Origin of the sequence: Amylibacter marinus, from assembly GCF_030160015.1 — a bacterium.
Lineage (GTDB): Bacteria > Pseudomonadota > Alphaproteobacteria > Rhodobacterales > Rhodobacteraceae > Amylibacter > Amylibacter marinus.
This window is the reverse complement of record NZ_BSNN01000009.1, coordinates 36,426-52,821: the sequence shown is the minus strand read 5'-3', so window position 1 is coordinate 52,821 and position 16,396 is coordinate 36,426. Positions and strand designations below refer to the sequence as shown.

Genomic DNA, 16,396 nt, shown 5'->3' with positions numbered 1-16,396 from the left:
CGAATTGGTCACCCAAACCTTCCGCCTTGTCCACCCAGAGGCCACCGAGCACCGCGTGGCGCTGATATGCGATCCCCCCCCCCTACCGCCCGCGCTGGCCAACCGCGTGCAAATTGCCCAGGTGATGGTGAACCTGATGCGCAACGCCATTCAGGCCATCGCCCAGACCCAGCCCAAAACCCGCCAAATAACCGTAACCACCCGCATAGCAGACAGCGATCTGCTGGTGCAGGTCGAGGATACCGGCGGCGGCGTGGACACCAGCATCGATCTATTCGCACAATTCGAAACCAGCAAACCAGATGGCATGGGCCTTGGCCTATCCTTCAGCCGATCCATCGTCGAAAGCAATGGCGGGCGGCTGTGGTTGGATGACCACAAAACTCCCTCGTCGCGGTTCTGTTTTACCCTGCCCATAGCCCCAGAGGTGCCCAATGCCTGATACCGACCTAACCGTTTACTTGGTGGATGATGATGCCGATATCCGCACATCCCTGTCGCGCGCCCTGCACAAACGCAACTTCTCGGTGGTCTCCTTCGCCTCGGCGGCGGAATTTCTGGCCAGCTATGATGGCGATACACAGGGCTGTTTGCTGCTGGATTACGGCATGAACGATATGAACGGTCTGGAATTACAGCGCCACCTGATTGATGCCGGCCACCACATCCCCATCATCTTCATCACAGGCCACGGCGGCATCGCCGAATCCGTAACCGCGATCAAGGCAGGCGCGGTGGATTTCCTGGAAAAACCCTTCCGCCAGCAAACCCTGATCAATTGCATCACCTCCGCATTTGAACAGGCCCGCCTATACCAAGACAGCACCCGCCAAGCCAAGATCAGACAGGATCGCTGGGCGCGCCTAACAGACCGCGAACAGGAAATCGCCCGCCTGATGATCGCCAATTCCGCCAGTATCTCCAGCAAGGACGTGGGCCGCACGCTCGACATCAGCCCGCGCACCGTGGATCACCACCGCGCCCGAATCCTGGAAAAAATGCACGTGAATTCCGTGACCGAACTGGTGGTGATTGCCCTGCGCTATAATCTGGTGACCAATGATGACCCAGCCTAAAATCACCCTCGCCCCCAATGGCGCCAGATTGCAAAAATCAGACCACCCTGCCCTGCCCGTCACCATCGCACAAACACTGGAAACCGCCCAAAAATGCCACGCCTTGGGCGCCGATGAACTGCACCTGCATGTGCGCCAACCAAATGGCCGCCACAGCCTAGATGTGGGCCTCTACCGCGAAGCATTGGCCGAAATGGCGCAGAAAATCCCCACCATGCCCGTGCAAATCACCACCGAAAGCGGCGGCATATACAACGTAACAGCCCAAGTGCATTGCCTAGAGACCCTGCGCCCCAATAGCGCCAGCATCGCGGTGCGCGAAATGGCCCGCGATGCAAAACAGGCGGCGCGCGCCTATGACATCTGCGCCGAAACAGGCACAGATGTTCAACATATCCTCTACACCCCTCAGTGCCTTGCGCAATTGTTAGAATGGCGCGCACAGGGAATGGTGCATGCCCCCCAAAACAGCGTGATTTTCGTGCTGGGCCAGTATGACCCACCCCAATTGGCCAGACCCAAACATTTGGCCCAGTTTCTAGATCAAATTCAGGCCCAGAACCTGATCTGGGCGGCCTGTGCCTTTGGCCAATACGAACACACCTGCCTACGCGCCGCCGCACAGGCAGGCGGCGATATCCGCATCGGTTTTGAAAACAATCACCACGCCTGCGATGGCACGGTTTTCGCCGATAACGCAGAATCGCTCTCCACCTACCTAGCCCGAGAAAACCAATGAGCCACATTTTCCCCCGCCACAGCAAATCCACCCTGCCCATGGCCGCCTCTGGCGAGGGTTGCTACCTGATCGATACCAACGGTAAACGCTATTTCGATGGCTCTGGCGGCGCGGCCGTATCCTGCCTTGGCCACAGCAATGCGCGCGTGATCAAGGCCATACAGGACCAGGTGCAAACACTGGCCTTTGCCCACACGGGGTTCATGCATTCCCAGCCCGCAGAACAGCTGGCCGATCTGCTGATAAAACACGCCCCTGCCCCGCTGGATCGGGTCTATCTGGTCTCTGGCGGATCCGAGGCCATAGAGGCCGCGCTAAAACTGTCACGCCAAGCACACCTAGAACGCGGCCAAAGCGCACGAAAACACATCATCGCCCGCCAACAGAGCTATCACGGCAACACCCTTGGCGCATTGGCCACAGGGGGCAACGCATGGCGGCGCGCACAGTTTGACCCATTGCTGATCAACATCAGCCATATTTCCCCCTGCTATGAATATATCCTACGCCAAGACGGCGAAACCGCCGCCCAATACGCCCTGCGCGCAGCACAGGAACTAGAGGATGAAATCCTGCGCCTAGGGCCGGATACGGTCATGGCCTTTGTGGCCGAACCAGTGGTTGGCGCCACCTTGGGCGCGGTGCCGGCGGTGGCGGGATATTTCAAACGCATCCGCGAAATATGCGATCTATACGGCGTGCACCTGATCCTAGACGAGGTGATGTGCGGCATGGGGCGCACAGGGCATCTGTTTGCCTGTGATCATGACGCCGTTGCCCCCGATATCCTAACCATAGCCAAGGGGCTGGGCGCGGGCTATCAACCCATCGGCGCCATGCTGTGCTCGGCAGAGATTTACAGCGCCATAGAAACCGGCACAGGGTTTTTCCAGCACGGCCATACCTATGTAGGCCACCCCGTTGCGGCCGCGGCGGCGCTGGCGGTGGTCTCTGAAATCATCGAGAACGACCTGCCAAGGCGCGTACAGGCTATGGGCGCTAAATTACACACCGCGCTGGTGGCAGAATTCGGCGATCACCCGCATATCGGCGATATCCGCGGGCGTGGGCTGTTTGCGGGGATAGAGTTGGTCAAGGATCGCACAACCAAGACCCCCTTTGACCCCGCACGCGGCATTGCCGGCAGGATCAAGAAACACGCACTAGAGGCGGGGCTGATTTGCTATCCCATGCCCGGCACGCGCGATGGCCAACGCGGCGATCACGTCCTGCTGGCGCCACCCTTTATCATCAGTGATACCCAAATTGACGAGGTGGTGACCAAACTGTCCCACGCCATCGGCGCGGCCCTAGCCTAGCACGCGGCGCACCACCCCGATCAGCCGCCTGACCCGCCCTGTATAGGGTGGAAAAATCAGCGGGATCAGCGAAAAGCGATTGCGCAGAACCGCCCGCTCATGGCTAAAGGCGCGGAATCCATACATCCCATGGGCATTGCCGATGCCCGAATTATTCACCCCGCCAAAGGGCAGGTTATTGTGCGAATATTGCGCCATGGTCAAATTCACCCCTACCCCGCCAGAGCTGGTCTGATCTAAAACACGCCGCACCAAGGCCTTGTCCTGTGCAAATATATACAGGGCCAGCGGCTTTGGGCGCGCAGTGATCTGGGCAATCACTGTATCGATATCACTGTAGCCCATTATTGGTAACACAGGGCCGAATATCTCGGCCCCATCAATATCCATATCCGGCGTGATCCCCCCCAGAACCGTCGGGCCAATGGCATCCCCCGCCCGCATACCATCCACATCCAACGCGGCGCCCTTGGCACGGGCATCCTGCACCAGACCCCAAACCCGATCCGCATGCGCCGCATTGACCATACGCGCCAGATGCGGGCTGGTGGGGCCATCGGCGTAGGCCGATGCAATGCGCGCACCAAGCTCTGTGATAAATTCGGCGCGGCGCGTTTCATGCACATACAGATGATCAGGCGCAATACAGGTCTGCCCCCCGTTAGAAAATTTGCCAAAGGCAACCCATTTCGCCGCCTGTTTGATATCCGCATCCGGCCCGATGATCGTGGGGGATTTACCACCCAATTCCAGCGTAACCGAGGCCAGCGTTTTCGCCGCCGCCGCCATCACAATCTGGCCCACCGCGGGGCTGCCTGTGAAAAAGATGTGATCAAAGGGCAATGCCAACAGCTCGGTTGATTCCGGGATACCGCCCTCGATCACCGTGACCAATTCTGGGGGGAACACCGCCGCCACTATTTCACCGATCAGCGCCGATGTGGCCGGGGTCATCTCCGAAGGCTTAACAATGGCGCTATTGCCCGCCGCAATACAGGACACCAATGGCCCAAAGGCCAGATTAAACGGATAATTCCACGGCGCAATAATCAAGCATTGCCCCCGGGCCTGATATTCCACCCGCGCAGATGTCCCAAACCCGATCAGCGTCGGCACCACACGGCGCGGCCGCATCCAGCGGCGCAGATGGCGCAGGGTATGTTTGATATCCTGTTGCACCACCAGAATTTCGGACAGAATGGTCTCGCTTGCTGGTTTGCCAAAATCCGCCTGAAGTGCCGCGATTATCTGGGGCTCGCGGGCACGGATTTCCGCGGATAGACGGCGCAAAACGTCCCGCCGCTGTGCATAACCAAAGGTTTTACGCCGCTGATGCTGATAGGCAAGTTGCAGATCAAAGGCCGCTGGGATTGAATTGGGGATGCTCATGGCCGATCCTTTGCATGTAGGTCAAACCAAATAGACCTAAGCCCCTGCCCTATTTCAACCCTGACGCAGCGACAGAGCCCCGCTGAGCGGTGTAGGCAAGCAAGTTGACGCCCTTACACCCAATGCAAGCAAAGGGCGCTCAGCAGCCCTTAGAGCCGGCCAGACCACTATAGCCCCCGTAACGATTGAATTAAATCATTTATTATCAATGTGTTACATGTGATCAGCGCGGCGGCCCTGGCGGTTTAGCTCCTTGTTGATCCTCGAAGCTTTCCCAGACATGCGCCCGCCCCTTCTGGCGAATGCCCTCGCGCCCTATGGTTGCGGGTTTGGTTGATCTAACATTGACCTAGGCCTCATCCAGCATCCGCGCTATTTCGCGTTGTACTGCCTCGACCAAATATTGGGGCACTTCGCGGTGCTTTACCTCTACGGCAAACCCCTGTTCGGTAACCACGGCTGTAACAATGCCGCCGGTTTTGGCCGTGCGGTTGGGCAGAGATTTGCGCGTGCTAGGGCGCCCGCCTTTGCTGGCATCTGCCACTTTGGGTTTGGTTTCTATTAGGGCCTTTTTGATGGCACTGGCCTCTTCCGCCTCGGTGCGGCGGTCGTAATAGCTAAGCGTTGCGCGAAAGCGGTTGAGATTGGATTTTTCATCCACAGCCGCTGCGATGGCTAGACCGGTTTTCTCGGTCAAGGCTGTGGGGAATTCCAAGAGATCCCCCAGCGCCTCGTGCAGGAATGCGAATTTGCGAATCTTGCTGCGCTTGGCCTTGCTGGCGGCGGCGAACAGATGATTAACCGCGCCCTCGATACTGGTGAACACCCCCTGTGTGGTGGCCAGAACGGCGATGCGGCCGCGCTCATAATGGCTGAGGCTGGCGCGGATTTCGTTTTCCTCGATCATGTTTAGATAGATTTCGGGGCGGTCTTCATCGGCACGGATCAACGCATTGATGTGGGTGTAATCCAAATCGATCATCGCCGACAGGCGCCGCCAGCCGGAAATCAACCCATAGCCCTCTTCGGTTTTCACCACCTCGATCGGGGTGCGCTGACCATTGGCGCGCAAAGAGGCAAGCAGCTCGGAGCGGGCCTCTTCGGTATCGGTAATCCGATCGCGTTGGATGTGATCCACATTGATCAAGCTGATTTCGATATCCTCGATCACCAACCCCTGCGCAGCAGCGCGGCGATAGCGTTCTGCATCGGCCTGATCGCTTAGGGCGGCGGCGCGGCTCTCTGGGGGGGTTGGGTCTGCCAGTGCGGCGGCTTCGCCTGCGACCTTGGCGATGGGGGCCATGGCCTTGGTTTCCAAGCCTATCGGAGGTTTCGCGGCGAAACCTGTTTCCAGCTCTTCTAGGGCCTTGGGGTCGGGGGCTGTTAGCCGTCTACGTTTCGCCATTGTTGTCCTCGCTCATTTGTTCATCGCGCCACCAAGAGCCGATCAACAGCTCTTTGAATTCCGCATAGGTTCGATCGAATGCTTCACGACCCCGCACATAGGTATCGCGGTTAAAATCGCGGTAATCCGCCTCGTAAATACCATTCACCTGTTCGCCAGCCTGCCCAACAAGTGCGGTATAATCCTGCCGGTAGGCATTCATAAAATCCCCGAAATAGGCCTGGATAACATTGGCCATGTCGGTCTGTTGGCTGGCATCAAACCGTGTGACAATGGCGCGCACCACATCCCACTCGAACTTCATCTCTGGCAATCCCGCCGCCCGCAAGCCAGCATTCTCGCCTTCCTCAATAGACGCGAAAGTGGTGTATAACATATCAAAGAAGCGCCCTGTGCTATCGAATTCTAGAAACGACGCACCCAGTGGCACCAGCAAGATATCCGCCGCCGCCAGCGCATTGATGGTTAGGTACCCAAGGGCAGGCGGTGTATCCAGCAAAACCAGATCGTATTCATCCAGTATGCCCTCGTCGGTTAGGAAGTTTTGTAACCCATCCCACAGCGCCCAAGAGCGTAGACCCATACGCCAGACCGGAATTTGAAACTCGGCCCAGTACAAATTCAGCTGGGCGCCGATCAGATCGATATTTGGCCAATGGGTAGATTGGATAACGTTTCGCGGCGAAACCTCTAGCGCTTCGGTCAGGGTTTCATCCAGCGGGATTTCAGGCTGGCCAGCCGCGGCGCGCACCAGATTTTCGGCCTGTACAGATTTGGCATAATCCTTAGCGATTAGCGGAAACACGGTGGACCACTCATCAGGCACATCCCCACCCAGAATGCTGGTCATTGACCCCTGACTGTCCAGATCGATCACCAAAACCTTATAGCCATCCAGCGCAGCGGACATGGCCAGATGTGCGGCCGTGCTGGTCTTGCCCACGCCGCCCTTGAAATTGGCAACTGCAGCCACCTTGGCGGGCTGGCCTTTGGGCCGATAGGGCAGGTATTCTTTGGTGCTGATGCCCTCGGTTGCGAAATGACTGCGCAGGGTTAGAACTTCGTCTAGGGTAAACCACTTAGACCCACCCTCGCCCTCGCCTTGGGGCAAATCTGGATTGGCCTTTAGCACACGGCGCAAATGAGCGGGCGCCACCGGGATCAGGTATTTGGTCACCTCCCATGTGGAAAATTTGCGCAGGTGTTTTTTGCCATCAGGCGCATAGCCGCGCTGTGCTAGATCAGCGCGCCCCTGCGCGCAGAAAGATGCCGCTTTTGCGAATCGCGCAGTGTCGATAGGATCGGGGAGCTTGCTGGCCGCGGCCTCTGGGCTAAGGTTCATATAGGGGGGCAGGGGTGTTTGTTGCTTGGTCAAATCGCGCATCCCATCAGATGTTTGGTATTTTTTCAGATATCAGGGATAATAGCGTACATTATTCAAAGAACCAAATATTGTTTGTAGGTTTTTCCCAGCCTTGGCCAAGTTTCGCGACGAAACCCAATAAACAAAAAGAAAGAACACGCAATAAACTGTTTAATGAGTTTAATGTATTTAAGAGGTTTAGCTTAGAAAAATTATTTTTTTTCAATGTGTTACGCCTCCTTGGGGACCTGTATACAGGCGCAAGGGTACCGATTCTCGGGTGCAAGGGTACCCGGATACGGGGCTATGGGTACCTGAATACGGGATCAAGGGTTCCGATTCGCAGGGGGCTGTTTTTGGGCAATAAATCGACCAATCTGGGCTGTTTTCGTGCGAATTTGGGGGCTATTCTGTCCTTCAAAATCCTGTATCGCCGCCTGATGATTGAAAGGTACCCGTCTGCGGGGCCGGCGGAATTTACCCAAAGAACCCAACGTTAATTGATCTTGGGTACCTTTTGTGTCACCCTATGCCAAAGGCAGAATCACGGCAGATGATGGCACAGACAGGCACAGATTCAGAACAGCTCAGCGGGGCATTGCGCCGCGAGACGGTTAAAAAGCATGTGGGCGCGATTCACATATCGGGCAAGCTGTCTCTGTTGCAACGCAAGCTGTCCAATGTGCTGTTGTTGAATGCCTATGACACCCTCCAAACCAGCGCCAGCCATTCCATTGATGCCAAGACATTGGCGATGATTGTGGGGTATAATTCCAACGATATGGATACCCTGCGCGCCAGCCTGAAATCGCTGGCCGAGACCGTGGCCGAATGGGATATGCTGGACGAGGACGGCAAGCAGGAATGGGGGGTTAGCGCGCTGCTCTCTTATGCTAAGCTAAAGGGGGGCGTGTGCGAATATGCCTATAGCCCCGTTTTGGCGCAAAAATTGCATGACCCCAAGATATATGCGCTGATCAATGTAAATATTCAGCGCAACTTTTCCAGCGGCCATGGGCTGGCGCTCTATGAAAACTGTTATCGTTTCGTGCGCACCGGTAGCACGGGATGGTGGAGCCTTGAAACCTTTCGCAAGTTGATGGGGGTTGAGGGCAGCAGTTACTACGAGAGCTTTAAGCACCTGAATGCCAAGATCATAAAACCCGCCGTGGCCGAGGTGTGCAAAACATCTGATATTTCCATTGTGCCAGAGTTTCGCAAAAAGGGCCGCGCGATCAGCGACATCCGATTCAAGATCGCCGAAAACCCGCAACTGGCGATGTTTAACATCGACGACAGCGATGGTTTGCGCGCCAGCAAGGTCTATGAGGCATTGTTGGCCCAAGGCGTATCAGATCGGCTGGCCCGCCAATGGATCGCCGAACATGGTGATGAATATATCGCAGAAAAGCTGAGCTATGTGGCCAACCGCAAGGCCAAATCATCGCTGGGATATCTTACCGCCGCCATTCGTGATGATTATAAGCTGGCCCAAAGGCCCAAGGCCCCACCGCCCTCGGATCGCGCCATAGCCGCAGGGGCGGCGCGCAAACAGGCCGATCAGGCACAGGCCCGCGCCGAGGATGCCCGCCATGCAGATCGCCGCGAGCGGGTGCGCAAATTTGCCATTGTGGCGGAATTGGTCGCGGCGCGTAATCCCACACAGCGCGGCGCAGATAGGGCGCTGTTTTCCAGCCAATTATCCGATGATTTGTCGCGCGATGATTTCGCGCGCAATTCTTGGGGGTCGGCGTTGAATGCGCGCGCGATTTTTGAATTCTGGGAGGGTATGGTGCCGGGGTGTTTTGACGCCGACTAGGGCAGGGGTCTAGCCGCGGCCGCGGTAGGGGGGCACGCCTTGGTCTGGGATCCATACATCGCGGGGCATTTCGCCGGTTTGCCAAAACACATCAATCGGGATGCCACCGCGAGGGTACCAATAGCCGCCGATGCGCAGCCATTTGGGCGCCAAGAAATCATTCAGGCGGCGGGCGATGGAAATGGTGCAATCCTCGTGGAATGCCCCGTGATTGCGAAAGGATGTCAGGAACAGCTTTAGCGATTTGCTCTCGACCAGCCAGTCTCCGGGCACATAATCGATGACCAGATGCGCGAAATCGGGCTGGCCTGTCATGGGGCATAGGGATGTGAATTCGGGTGCGGTAAAGCGCACGTTGTACGAGATATCACTTTGCGGGTTTTGCACGCGCTCTAGCTCGGCCGCCTCTGGGCTGGTGGGCTGGATGGTATCCCCGCCCAGCTGTTTTAAATTCTTGTAGATATCATCGCTCATGTCAGACTCCGCGTTTGTTACCCCAGATCAGCACATGCAGCTGGGGGAGAATTCTAGGGGTGAACCAGCGATCTGTGCTGGCTTTATTGACCAGCCATTCCAGCCGCGCGGTGGCGGCATTCAGATCAACGGGTTGGCTTGGGTCGACCTCGGGGTTGCCGGGTTGAATAAACAGGGGCAGGGCAGGGTAGCGCGTGGCCACATCCCGCGCCCACTGGTAATCTGTGTCGTCGAATATCACGATTTTTAGCACCGTATTGGCCGCCCCTGCGGCGGCAATACAGGCATCAAATGCCGCCCAATCAACGAATTCCTTGCTGCTGGGGGGTTTGGGGCTAAGCACCAGCATATCCAGATCTGCAAACCATGGCTTGGCGATCGATCCTTGGGTTTCGCAGGCAAAGCGATAGCCCTGTGCGTGGCCTAGATCGATCAGGGGGGCAAAATCTTGGATTGCAGGGTTTCCGCCTGATATGGACACCGTTAGGGGCACACCGCCCGAGAGGTCATGCACGCGGTCCCAGACCTGTTGGGGGGTCATTTTGGCCCATTGGTGGCGGTTTTCGCTATCGACCGCATGCAGGCTATCGCACCAGACGCATCGGTAATCACAGCCGCCCGCGCGCACAAAAACGGTGGCCTCGCCGATCAGCGCGCCTTCGCCTTGGATTGTGGGGCCGAAAATCTCGGCGATGCGCAGGGGTGCGTTCATGGGCGGTATGTGGCGGTGGTTTTGGGGGTTTCTGATACGGTGACGGCGGCGGTTTCGGGCCAGCGGGCCGCGCACCATTCGTAGAAATGATATGCCATGTTTTCTGCGGTAGAGTGGCCGTCTAGGATATCGTTCAGGTGGCGATGATCGAAGCTGTTATCGATATAGTCCTTTAGCGGCTTTAGCTCGTGATAGTCGCGCACGAAACCATCGTTGTTCAGCGCAGGCGCGGCCAATTCCACCGTTACGATGTAGTTATGCCCATGCAGGCGCGCACATTGGTGATCATCGGCTAGGTGGGTTAGCTGATGCGATGCAGAAAAGTGGAATTCCTTGGTGATGTGAAACATTATTTATCCCCCATCAGATTTACGGCCGTTTCCCAGAATTCCGGGTCGGCGTATTCGGTGGGATCAGGGATGCCTGCAATGTGGAAGGCCTCGCGCCGCTCGACACAGGTGCCACAGCGCCCGCAGTGCAGATCGCCCCCCTTGTAGCAGGACCACGTATCTGCAAACGGGGTGTTGTGGCGCGCGCCATCCACCACGATATCGGATTTGGGCACATTCACATAGGGTGTTACCAGCCAGACATCCGCATAGCCGTCCAGCGCCTCGCGTTGCATGGTATTAAACGCCGTTGTGAAGGAGGGGCGGCAATCGGGATAGATGAAATGATCGCCCCCGTGCACGGCGGTTGCCACGGCCTGGTCGCCATTGGCCGCGGCAATGCCGAATGCGATGCTGAGCATGATTGCATTGCGATTGGGCACCACGGTGATTTTCATGGTTTCCTCGGCATAGTGGCCATCTGGCACGTCGATATCAGATGTCAGGGCCGATCCGGTAAGCGCGGCGCCAATGCTGCGCATATCGATAATCTGGTGGGGTACCTTCAGCGCCGCGGCCGCACGGGCGGCATAATCCAGCTCTTTACGGTGGCGTTGGCCATAGTCAAAGGACACCAGCCGCGTCAGCGCGCCTTCGGCGGCGGTTTTATAGGCAAGGGATACGGAATCCAGCCCACCAGAGCATATAACGAGGGTTTTCATAATGTTTCCTGTTTTGATGACCGGGTAGGGCTTCGACCGGTATGGGGGCGATATAGCGCGGGGGTATGGTTTTGGCAAGTGTGGGGGATACACCCCCGCCCGCCTGGAGCGTGCGGTGCGGGGGGATTAATGCGCCGCGCCTTAGGTGGGGGCTGTGTCGATGCGCTGGGTTAGGCCGCTGTCTGTGTCGAACAGGTGGCTGTGATCTAATGTGGGGGCTAGGTTGATCACGGTGCCTTGTTGCACATCTACTTGGCCCAATTGGTGCAGGGCGAAATCTGTGCCGTCGTCTAGCTGGCCGTAGACATAGCTTTCGGTGCCCAGTTGTTCGACGGTTTTGACCGACAGCTTTATGGGGCCGTTTTCATCCAGCGATAGGTGGCTGGCGCGGATGCCGAAGGTGACCTGTTGGCCATCTGTAGTGTCAAAGCGGCCCTGGGGCAGCGGGATGGTGCCGCCGGCGTTTAGAACAACCGACGCGCCCTTGATCACCCCATCGGCAAAATTCATGGCCGGTGAGCCGATAAAGCCAGCCACGAAGCGGTTGGCGGGGTAGTTGAACAGGTCCAGCGGGCGGCCGAATTGCTCGACCAGACCTTTGCGCAGCACGGCGATTTTATCGGCCATGGTCATGGCCTCGACCTGATCATGGGTCACATAGATCATGGTATTGCCAAGGCGGGAATGCAGATCAGAGATTTCCGCGCGCATGGCCACGCGCAATTCCGCATCTAGGTTTGATAGGGGTTCATCGAACAAGAAGATTTTAGGTTCGCGCACCACGGCGCGGCCTATGGCGATGCGCTGGCGTTGCCCCCCCGACAGTTGGCCGGGCTTGCGATCCATCAATTCCTCGATCTGCAACATGCGGGCGGCCTCGTTGATGCGCTCTTGCACCTCTTGTTTGGGCATATGCAGGTTTTCTAGACCGAATGACAGGTTTTGGCGCACCGACATATGCGGGTAGAGCGCATAGGATTGGAATACCATCGCCAGACCGCGCTGTGCGGCGGGGACGTGATTCACCGGCTGGCCCTCGATCGATACGGTACCGCTGGTTACGGATTCCAGCCCCGCGATCATGCGCAACAGCGTGGATTTACCACAGCCCGATGGCCCCACAAAGACGCAGAAATCGCCGCTGTCGATTTGCATATCGATGCCATGGATCACCTTGGTGGCGCCGTAGGATTTATGCAGGTTATCTAGTTTTAAATCGCTCATGGGTTCGTCCTATTTAAGCCCTGTATTCGCCACACCGGTTGTGATGTGTTTTTGCAAGAATACGAAGACCAGAGTGGTGGGGATAAGGCTGACCATTGTCATTGCCAAGCGGTAGTGTTCCTGTGACAGGTGCTCGCCGCGGAATTCCAACAGGCACAGCTGAATTGTATAGGCCTCTTTGGTGGTGGCGATGGCCACCATGGGCAGGATTAGGTCATTCCAGCGCCAGATCACCGACAGGATGCCCAATGCGGCCAATGCGGGCAGGGCCAGCGGCAGGATAATGCGCCAGTAGACCTTCCATTCCGATGCGGCGTCCATGCGGGCGGCCTCGATCAGCTCGTCTGGGATGGTCAACATGTATTGACGCAACAGGAAAACCCCCGCAGGCGTGGCCGCACCTGGGATAATAACCCCCCAGATAGAGCCAGACAGGCCGGTTGCGTTAATCGCCTTAAACACCCCAACCAAGGTGATGGTGGGGGGCACCATCAGCGTGGCCAGAATGATCACAAAGAACATCGTCTGCCCGCGGAATTTGTATTTAGATAGGGAAAACGCGGCCATTGAATTGATCAGCAGGGTCAGAAGCGTGGCGATCAGCGTAACCAGCACCGAATTGGTGAAACAGGCGGCAAAATTTACATTCACCCCAAAGGCCTTGCCCGACAGCGGTTCGATATAGTTGCCCCAAGAGGGGTTGATCGTGCGCGTGGCGGTGGCGGTTTCTGTGGGGATGCGGATCACGCCGGATGTGGCATTGGTGGCATCGCGCGCGGCCAAAAACGGGCGGCTTGGGTCGAATTTCGGCACGGCATAGTTTTGCACAACGCCCGTTTCTGGGTGCGGGGCGGTGACCAGAATTTGGCTGATCATGCGGTTGGGTTCATAGGGGGCAAGACCTAGGAATTCGCCCAGCAGGCGGCGCTCGTCCGCGCTGCGCCCTGCGAGGGCGGCCTCGATATCCACGTCTTGGCGCGCGGTTGCGGACATTGATGGGTAGCGCAGCAACCATTCCGGCATATTTTGCGCCGCGATCAGGGCGCGCACCTGTGTTGGTACCTGTCCTAGGTGTGAACGCAGGGCATAGAATGCGCGTCCCTCATAGCTGGCTAGGAATTCTGGCACGTTTCGCGCCGCGCGTTCCTCTGGGCGCAGGTCTTTCCAATTTAGCACCCAATCCGGCAGGTCGTTGATGATGAAAATCTCGCGGCCCTGATCGGAATAGACGGTGGCGCGGGCCACGCGATTGAAATCGCTGGGCAGGATTGACAGGTCTTGTTTTTCCAATTGAAACGCGGATTTCACGGAATTCAGCGCGATCCAGCCCACGGGCAGGGCGATGATCAGGAAGCCGAAGAACAGGTAGATATAGACGATCCAATCCACCGCAGAGAGTTTATCGTGGCCTTGGCGGCGGCCCAAAAATTGCCAAACAGCGCTCATTTACTTTGCCTCGAGGTCAGATAGATTTGCAACAGCGACAGCAGGATCAGCACCAAGGCCACCAACAGCGATGCCGTGGCCGCAATGCCCAGACCATTGGCCGTAGGTTGGCCGCGCAGGCCCGATGTTTCGAAAATATAGGCCACCAGTGAAATCCAGCGCACATTCAGCGCATAGAGTTCCTCGAAGGCCTGAAATGCCTTGACCAGTGACAGGATGGTGACCACCAAGAGCGTGGGCATCAGCAAGGGCAGGGTGATGCGGCGCAACATGCGCCATTCGTTGGTGCCGTCCATGCGGGCGGCCTCGTATAGATCCTTGGGGATCGCCTGTAGGCCCGCCAGCAGGATCAGCATATAAAACCCTAGGTGTGCCCATGTGTAGACCGCCACCGACCAGAACATTGTCCAGCTGGGGTCTGTTAACCATTGGATGGGTTCATCGATTATGCCCCAATTCATCAGGGTTATCGACAGAACGCCTTGGCGTTTTAGGATCAATGTCCACAGGAATCCCACCACCACGGGCGAGAGCATCACGGGGTAGAAAAACACCGAGCGCCAGAAGGCGCGGCCGATGATTTCGCGGTTTAGGGCCAATGCGGTGCACAGTGCGAAAAACACCATGATCGGCACCTGAAAGATCACAAAGATAAAGGTATCCGCCACCGCCTGTAGGAATTTATCATCCTCGCGGTTTAGCGCCCCTGTGTCGATTTGCGTTTCCGCCAGTAGGCGGCGCGCGTTATCCAGCCCCGCATAGGGGCGGTTTTCAAACAGGATGCTTTGGCCCTCGGTCACCGAAAAACCGATGTTGATAAACAGGGGCGAGAAGGTGAACAGCCCAAAGATAATCATATTGGGCAGCAGGAAAATATAGGGCAGGCCCGTGGCACCCGATAGGCGCTGTGCGATTTCGATGGGCCAGCCCAGTGCGGACATCAGCTGGCCGCCGATGCGCCCCTTGGGACGCACCAGAACCCAGCCTAAGACCAAGTATATTATAAATGCCACAGGCCAGCTATTGCCGGAGAATGCATTTGAGAGTGCTTCTAGCATAGTCAGAACCCTTTGCTGGCCTGTGGTCGCGTGTGCGTTTATTCGGCGATTTTTGCGGCAACATCCGCATCAATTGCCTCTAGGGCCGCATCCAAGGTGATTTCGCCAGTGATTGCCTTGGTCAGGTAATCGGGAACGATACCGTAGATCACGTGGTTTTTGTTATAGCCTTGGAATGTATAGGCTTGGGGTGTGGATTTAGCAGCCTCGCCAGCGTTTGCCGCGAATACAGACAGAGATGCGGCAACCACGGGGGATGCATCACCGTAATCAACACCAGATGCCTGCAAGCCAGCGTGGGCTGGGATGTTGCGGGTGGCGGCCGCGAAGGCCTCGGTGTTTTCTGTTTGTGCTAGGAAATCCACCCACATTGCGGCTGCTTCTGGGCTTTTGCTGGATTTAAAGGCAACCACGCCGGCACCGCCGGGCATTGCGCCACAGCCGCCATCGCCACAGGGGGCGGGGACCACTTTCCAATCAAAATCTTTGATGTTTTCGGCATAGTTGTTGATCATCCAAGACCCTGACATATGCATCGCTACTTCGCCACTTAGGAACAGGGGTGCGGCATTTTTATACTGTGTGCCAGACCCTGCGGGCCATCCTTCTGCGGGCATCAGGCCCTCTTTGTGCCAGCCAACAAATGTCTCTGCGAATTTGCGAAAACCTTCGTCGACCAAGATCGGTGTGCCTGTGTCATCGAAGAATTTCGCGCCATATGAAAATGCGGGGCCGGCCATGCGGTGGGCGGTGCGATCCATGGCCAATCCAGCGGTGATGCCAAGGGTTTCTTTCACCTCGCGCAGGGCATTGGCCCAATCATCCCATGTCGCACCCGCACCAGGCATATCAACGCCTGCGTCTTCGAACATGGATACGTTTACGTATGGGCCGGTCACGGTTAGCTGTGTCATCCAGCCATAGATGCCCGCATCTTCGCCGCCCGGTTGGCGGAACCATGGCAATGTGGCGCTGTAGTTTTCTTCCCAGTATGCGGTATCTACGTGGGGGGTAAGGTCTAGGTAGTATTGATTTAGGCCGCCCAGATTGGTTACGCGTGCCACATCAGGGGCAGAGCCGGTTTGCAGCTGGTTTTCCAGCTGATCGCGGATCACGTCATAGCCAACGGTGTCGATTTTAACGGTGTGGCCGGTTTTGGCGGTAAAGGCATCTGCCATGCCGGCAAAGACCTCGCATTCGTTGCCATCTTGGTAGCACAGGAATGTCACCTCGTCGGCATGTGCCGCGATGGATCCTGCAAGGATGGTGCCGGCGGTTGCCAGCATTTTGGTTGAATATTTCATTGTTTCCTCCCTATGAA

Annotated in this window: 16 protein-coding genes; 5 read left to right on the top strand and 11 right to left on the bottom strand. The window is 57.1% G+C overall.

Going from position 1 to position 16,396, the window contains the following annotated elements; translation table 11 throughout:
- The 4 genes from QQL62_RS13320 to QQL62_RS13305 form a co-directional block, all read left to right on the top strand.
- Positions 1-442: ATP-binding protein (locus tag QQL62_RS13320; protein ID WP_284380196.1), on the top strand; the 442-nt coding region annotated here is incomplete at its 5' end.
- The gene (locus tag QQL62_RS13315) at positions 435-1,076 is read left to right on the top strand and encodes a response regulator transcription factor (RefSeq protein ID WP_284380193.1); all 642 of its coding nucleotides are present in this window, start codon (positions 435-437) and stop codon (positions 1,074-1,076) included. The genes QQL62_RS13320 and QQL62_RS13315, both read left to right, overlap by 8 nt.
- Positions 1,063-1,815: a beta-keto acid cleavage family enzyme gene (locus tag QQL62_RS13310; protein ID WP_284380191.1), complete on the top strand. Its 753-nt coding sequence runs from the start codon at positions 1,063-1,065 to the stop codon at positions 1,813-1,815. The genes QQL62_RS13315 and QQL62_RS13310 overlap by 14 nt, the downstream gene beginning before the upstream one ends.
- Positions 1,812-3,134 carry an aspartate aminotransferase family protein gene (locus QQL62_RS13305; protein WP_284380190.1) on the top strand — a complete coding sequence of 441 codons (1,323 nt, stop codon included), beginning with the start codon at positions 1,812-1,814 and terminating at the stop codon, positions 3,132-3,134. Before QQL62_RS13310 ends, QQL62_RS13305 begins: the two co-directional genes overlap by 4 nt.
- On the opposite strand, the gene QQL62_RS13300 is transcribed toward QQL62_RS13305, so the two are convergent.
- The 3 genes from QQL62_RS13300 to QQL62_RS13290 all read right to left on the bottom strand — a co-directional run bounded on the left by QQL62_RS13300 (position 3,126) and on the right by QQL62_RS13290 (position 7,270).
- Positions 3,126-4,523, bottom strand: a complete 1,398-nt coding sequence (locus QQL62_RS13300; RefSeq protein ID WP_284380188.1) for an aldehyde dehydrogenase family protein — start codon at positions 4,521-4,523, stop codon at positions 3,126-3,128. The genes QQL62_RS13305 and QQL62_RS13300 overlap by 9 nt on opposite strands.
- 349 nt (positions 4,524-4,872) lie before the next feature.
- A complete protein-coding gene (locus tag QQL62_RS13295) occupies positions 4,873-5,928 on the bottom strand; it encodes a ParB/RepB/Spo0J family partition protein (RefSeq protein WP_284380186.1) in 1,056 nt (351 codons plus the stop codon).
- On the bottom strand, positions 5,915-7,270 hold the full coding sequence (locus QQL62_RS13290; protein WP_284380203.1) for an AAA family ATPase: 1,356 nt from the start codon (positions 7,268-7,270) through the stop codon (positions 5,915-5,917). Before QQL62_RS13290 ends, QQL62_RS13295 begins: the two co-directional genes overlap by 14 nt.
- A gap of 577 nt (positions 7,271-7,847) precedes the next feature.
- Between QQL62_RS13290 and QQL62_RS13285 the strand changes: the two genes are divergently transcribed.
- Positions 7,848-9,110: a replication initiation protein gene (locus QQL62_RS13285; RefSeq protein ID WP_284380201.1), complete on the top strand. Its 1,263-nt coding sequence runs from the start codon at positions 7,848-7,850 to the stop codon at positions 9,108-9,110.
- Between the two features lie 9 nt (positions 9,111-9,119).
- Here the strand turns inward: QQL62_RS13285 and queF are convergent, their stop codons facing one another.
- The 8 genes from queF to QQL62_RS13245 all read right to left on the bottom strand — a co-directional run bounded on the left by queF (position 9,120) and on the right by QQL62_RS13245 (position 16,379).
- Positions 9,120-9,584: a preQ(1) synthase gene (queF, locus tag QQL62_RS13280; RefSeq protein ID WP_284380183.1), complete on the bottom strand. Its 465-nt coding sequence runs from the start codon at positions 9,582-9,584 to the stop codon at positions 9,120-9,122.
- A 1-nt stretch (position 9,585) separates the two neighbouring features.
- A complete protein-coding gene (gene queE / locus QQL62_RS13275) occupies positions 9,586-10,296 on the bottom strand; it encodes a 7-carboxy-7-deazaguanine synthase QueE (protein WP_284380180.1) in 711 nt (236 codons plus the stop codon).
- A complete protein-coding gene (gene queD / locus QQL62_RS13270; RefSeq protein ID WP_284380177.1) occupies positions 10,293-10,646 on the bottom strand; it encodes a 6-carboxytetrahydropterin synthase QueD in 354 nt (117 codons plus the stop codon). Before queD ends, queE begins: the two co-directional genes overlap by 4 nt.
- A complete protein-coding gene (queC, locus tag QQL62_RS13265; protein ID WP_284380175.1) occupies positions 10,646-11,347 on the bottom strand; it encodes a 7-cyano-7-deazaguanine synthase QueC in 702 nt (233 codons plus the stop codon). Before queC ends, queD begins: the two co-directional genes overlap by 1 nt.
- Positions 11,348-11,488: 141 nt before the next feature.
- Positions 11,489-12,571 carry an ABC transporter ATP-binding protein gene (locus QQL62_RS13260; RefSeq protein ID WP_284380173.1) on the bottom strand — a complete coding sequence of 361 codons (1,083 nt, stop codon included), beginning with the start codon at positions 12,569-12,571 and terminating at the stop codon, positions 11,489-11,491.
- 9 nt (positions 12,572-12,580) lie between these two features.
- On the bottom strand, positions 12,581-14,017 hold the full coding sequence (locus QQL62_RS13255) for a carbohydrate ABC transporter permease (protein ID WP_284380167.1): 1,437 nt from the start codon (positions 14,015-14,017) through the stop codon (positions 12,581-12,583).
- Positions 14,014-15,075 (bottom strand): carbohydrate ABC transporter permease, encoded by a 1,062-nt coding sequence (locus tag QQL62_RS13250; protein WP_284380164.1) that lies wholly within the window; start codon positions 15,073-15,075, stop codon positions 14,014-14,016. Before QQL62_RS13250 ends, QQL62_RS13255 begins: the two co-directional genes overlap by 4 nt.
- Before the next feature lie 38 nt (positions 15,076-15,113).
- Positions 15,114-16,379, bottom strand: coding sequence for an ABC transporter substrate-binding protein (locus tag QQL62_RS13245; protein WP_284380162.1), 1,266 nt, complete (start codon positions 16,377-16,379; stop codon positions 15,114-15,116).
- Positions 16,380-16,396: the final 17 nt, after the last annotated feature.

Coding starts and splice junctions, on each gene's coding strand:
- QQL62_RS13315 (WP_284380193.1), top strand. CDS start 435: ATGCCTGATACCGACCTAACCGTTTACTTGGTGGATGATGATGCCGAT.
- QQL62_RS13310 (WP_284380191.1), top strand. CDS start 1,063: ATGACCCAGCCTAAAATCACCCTCGCCCCCAATGGCGCCAGATTGCAA.
- QQL62_RS13305 (WP_284380190.1), top strand. CDS start 1,812: ATGAGCCACATTTTCCCCCGCCACAGCAAATCCACCCTGCCCATGGCC.
- QQL62_RS13300 (WP_284380188.1), bottom strand. CDS start 4,523: ATGAGCATCCCCAATTCAATCCCAGCGGCCTTTGATCTGCAACTTGCC.
- QQL62_RS13295 (WP_284380186.1), bottom strand. CDS start 5,928: ATGGCGAAACGTAGACGGCTAACAGCCCCCGACCCCAAGGCCCTAGAA.
- QQL62_RS13290 (WP_284380203.1), bottom strand. CDS start 7,270: ATGAACCTTAGCCCAGAGGCCGCGGCCAGCAAGCTCCCCGATCCTATC.
- QQL62_RS13285 (WP_284380201.1), top strand. CDS start 7,848: ATGGCACAGACAGGCACAGATTCAGAACAGCTCAGCGGGGCATTGCGC.
- queF (WP_284380183.1), bottom strand. CDS start 9,584: ATGAGCGATGATATCTACAAGAATTTAAAACAGCTGGGCGGGGATACC.
- queE (WP_284380180.1), bottom strand. CDS start 10,296: ATGAACGCACCCCTGCGCATCGCCGAGATTTTCGGCCCCACAATCCAA.
- queD (WP_284380177.1), bottom strand. CDS start 10,646: ATGTTTCACATCACCAAGGAATTCCACTTTTCTGCATCGCATCAGCTA.
- queC (WP_284380175.1), bottom strand. CDS start 11,347: ATGAAAACCCTCGTTATATGCTCTGGTGGGCTGGATTCCGTATCCCTT.
- QQL62_RS13260 (WP_284380173.1), bottom strand. CDS start 12,571: ATGAGCGATTTAAAACTAGATAACCTGCATAAATCCTACGGCGCCACC.
- QQL62_RS13255 (WP_284380167.1), bottom strand. CDS start 14,017: ATGAGCGCTGTTTGGCAATTTTTGGGCCGCCGCCAAGGCCACGATAAA.
- QQL62_RS13250 (WP_284380164.1), bottom strand. CDS start 15,075: ATGCTAGAAGCACTCTCAAATGCATTCTCCGGCAATAGCTGGCCTGTG.
- QQL62_RS13245 (WP_284380162.1), bottom strand. CDS start 16,379: ATGAAATATTCAACCAAAATGCTGGCAACCGCCGGCACCATCCTTGCA.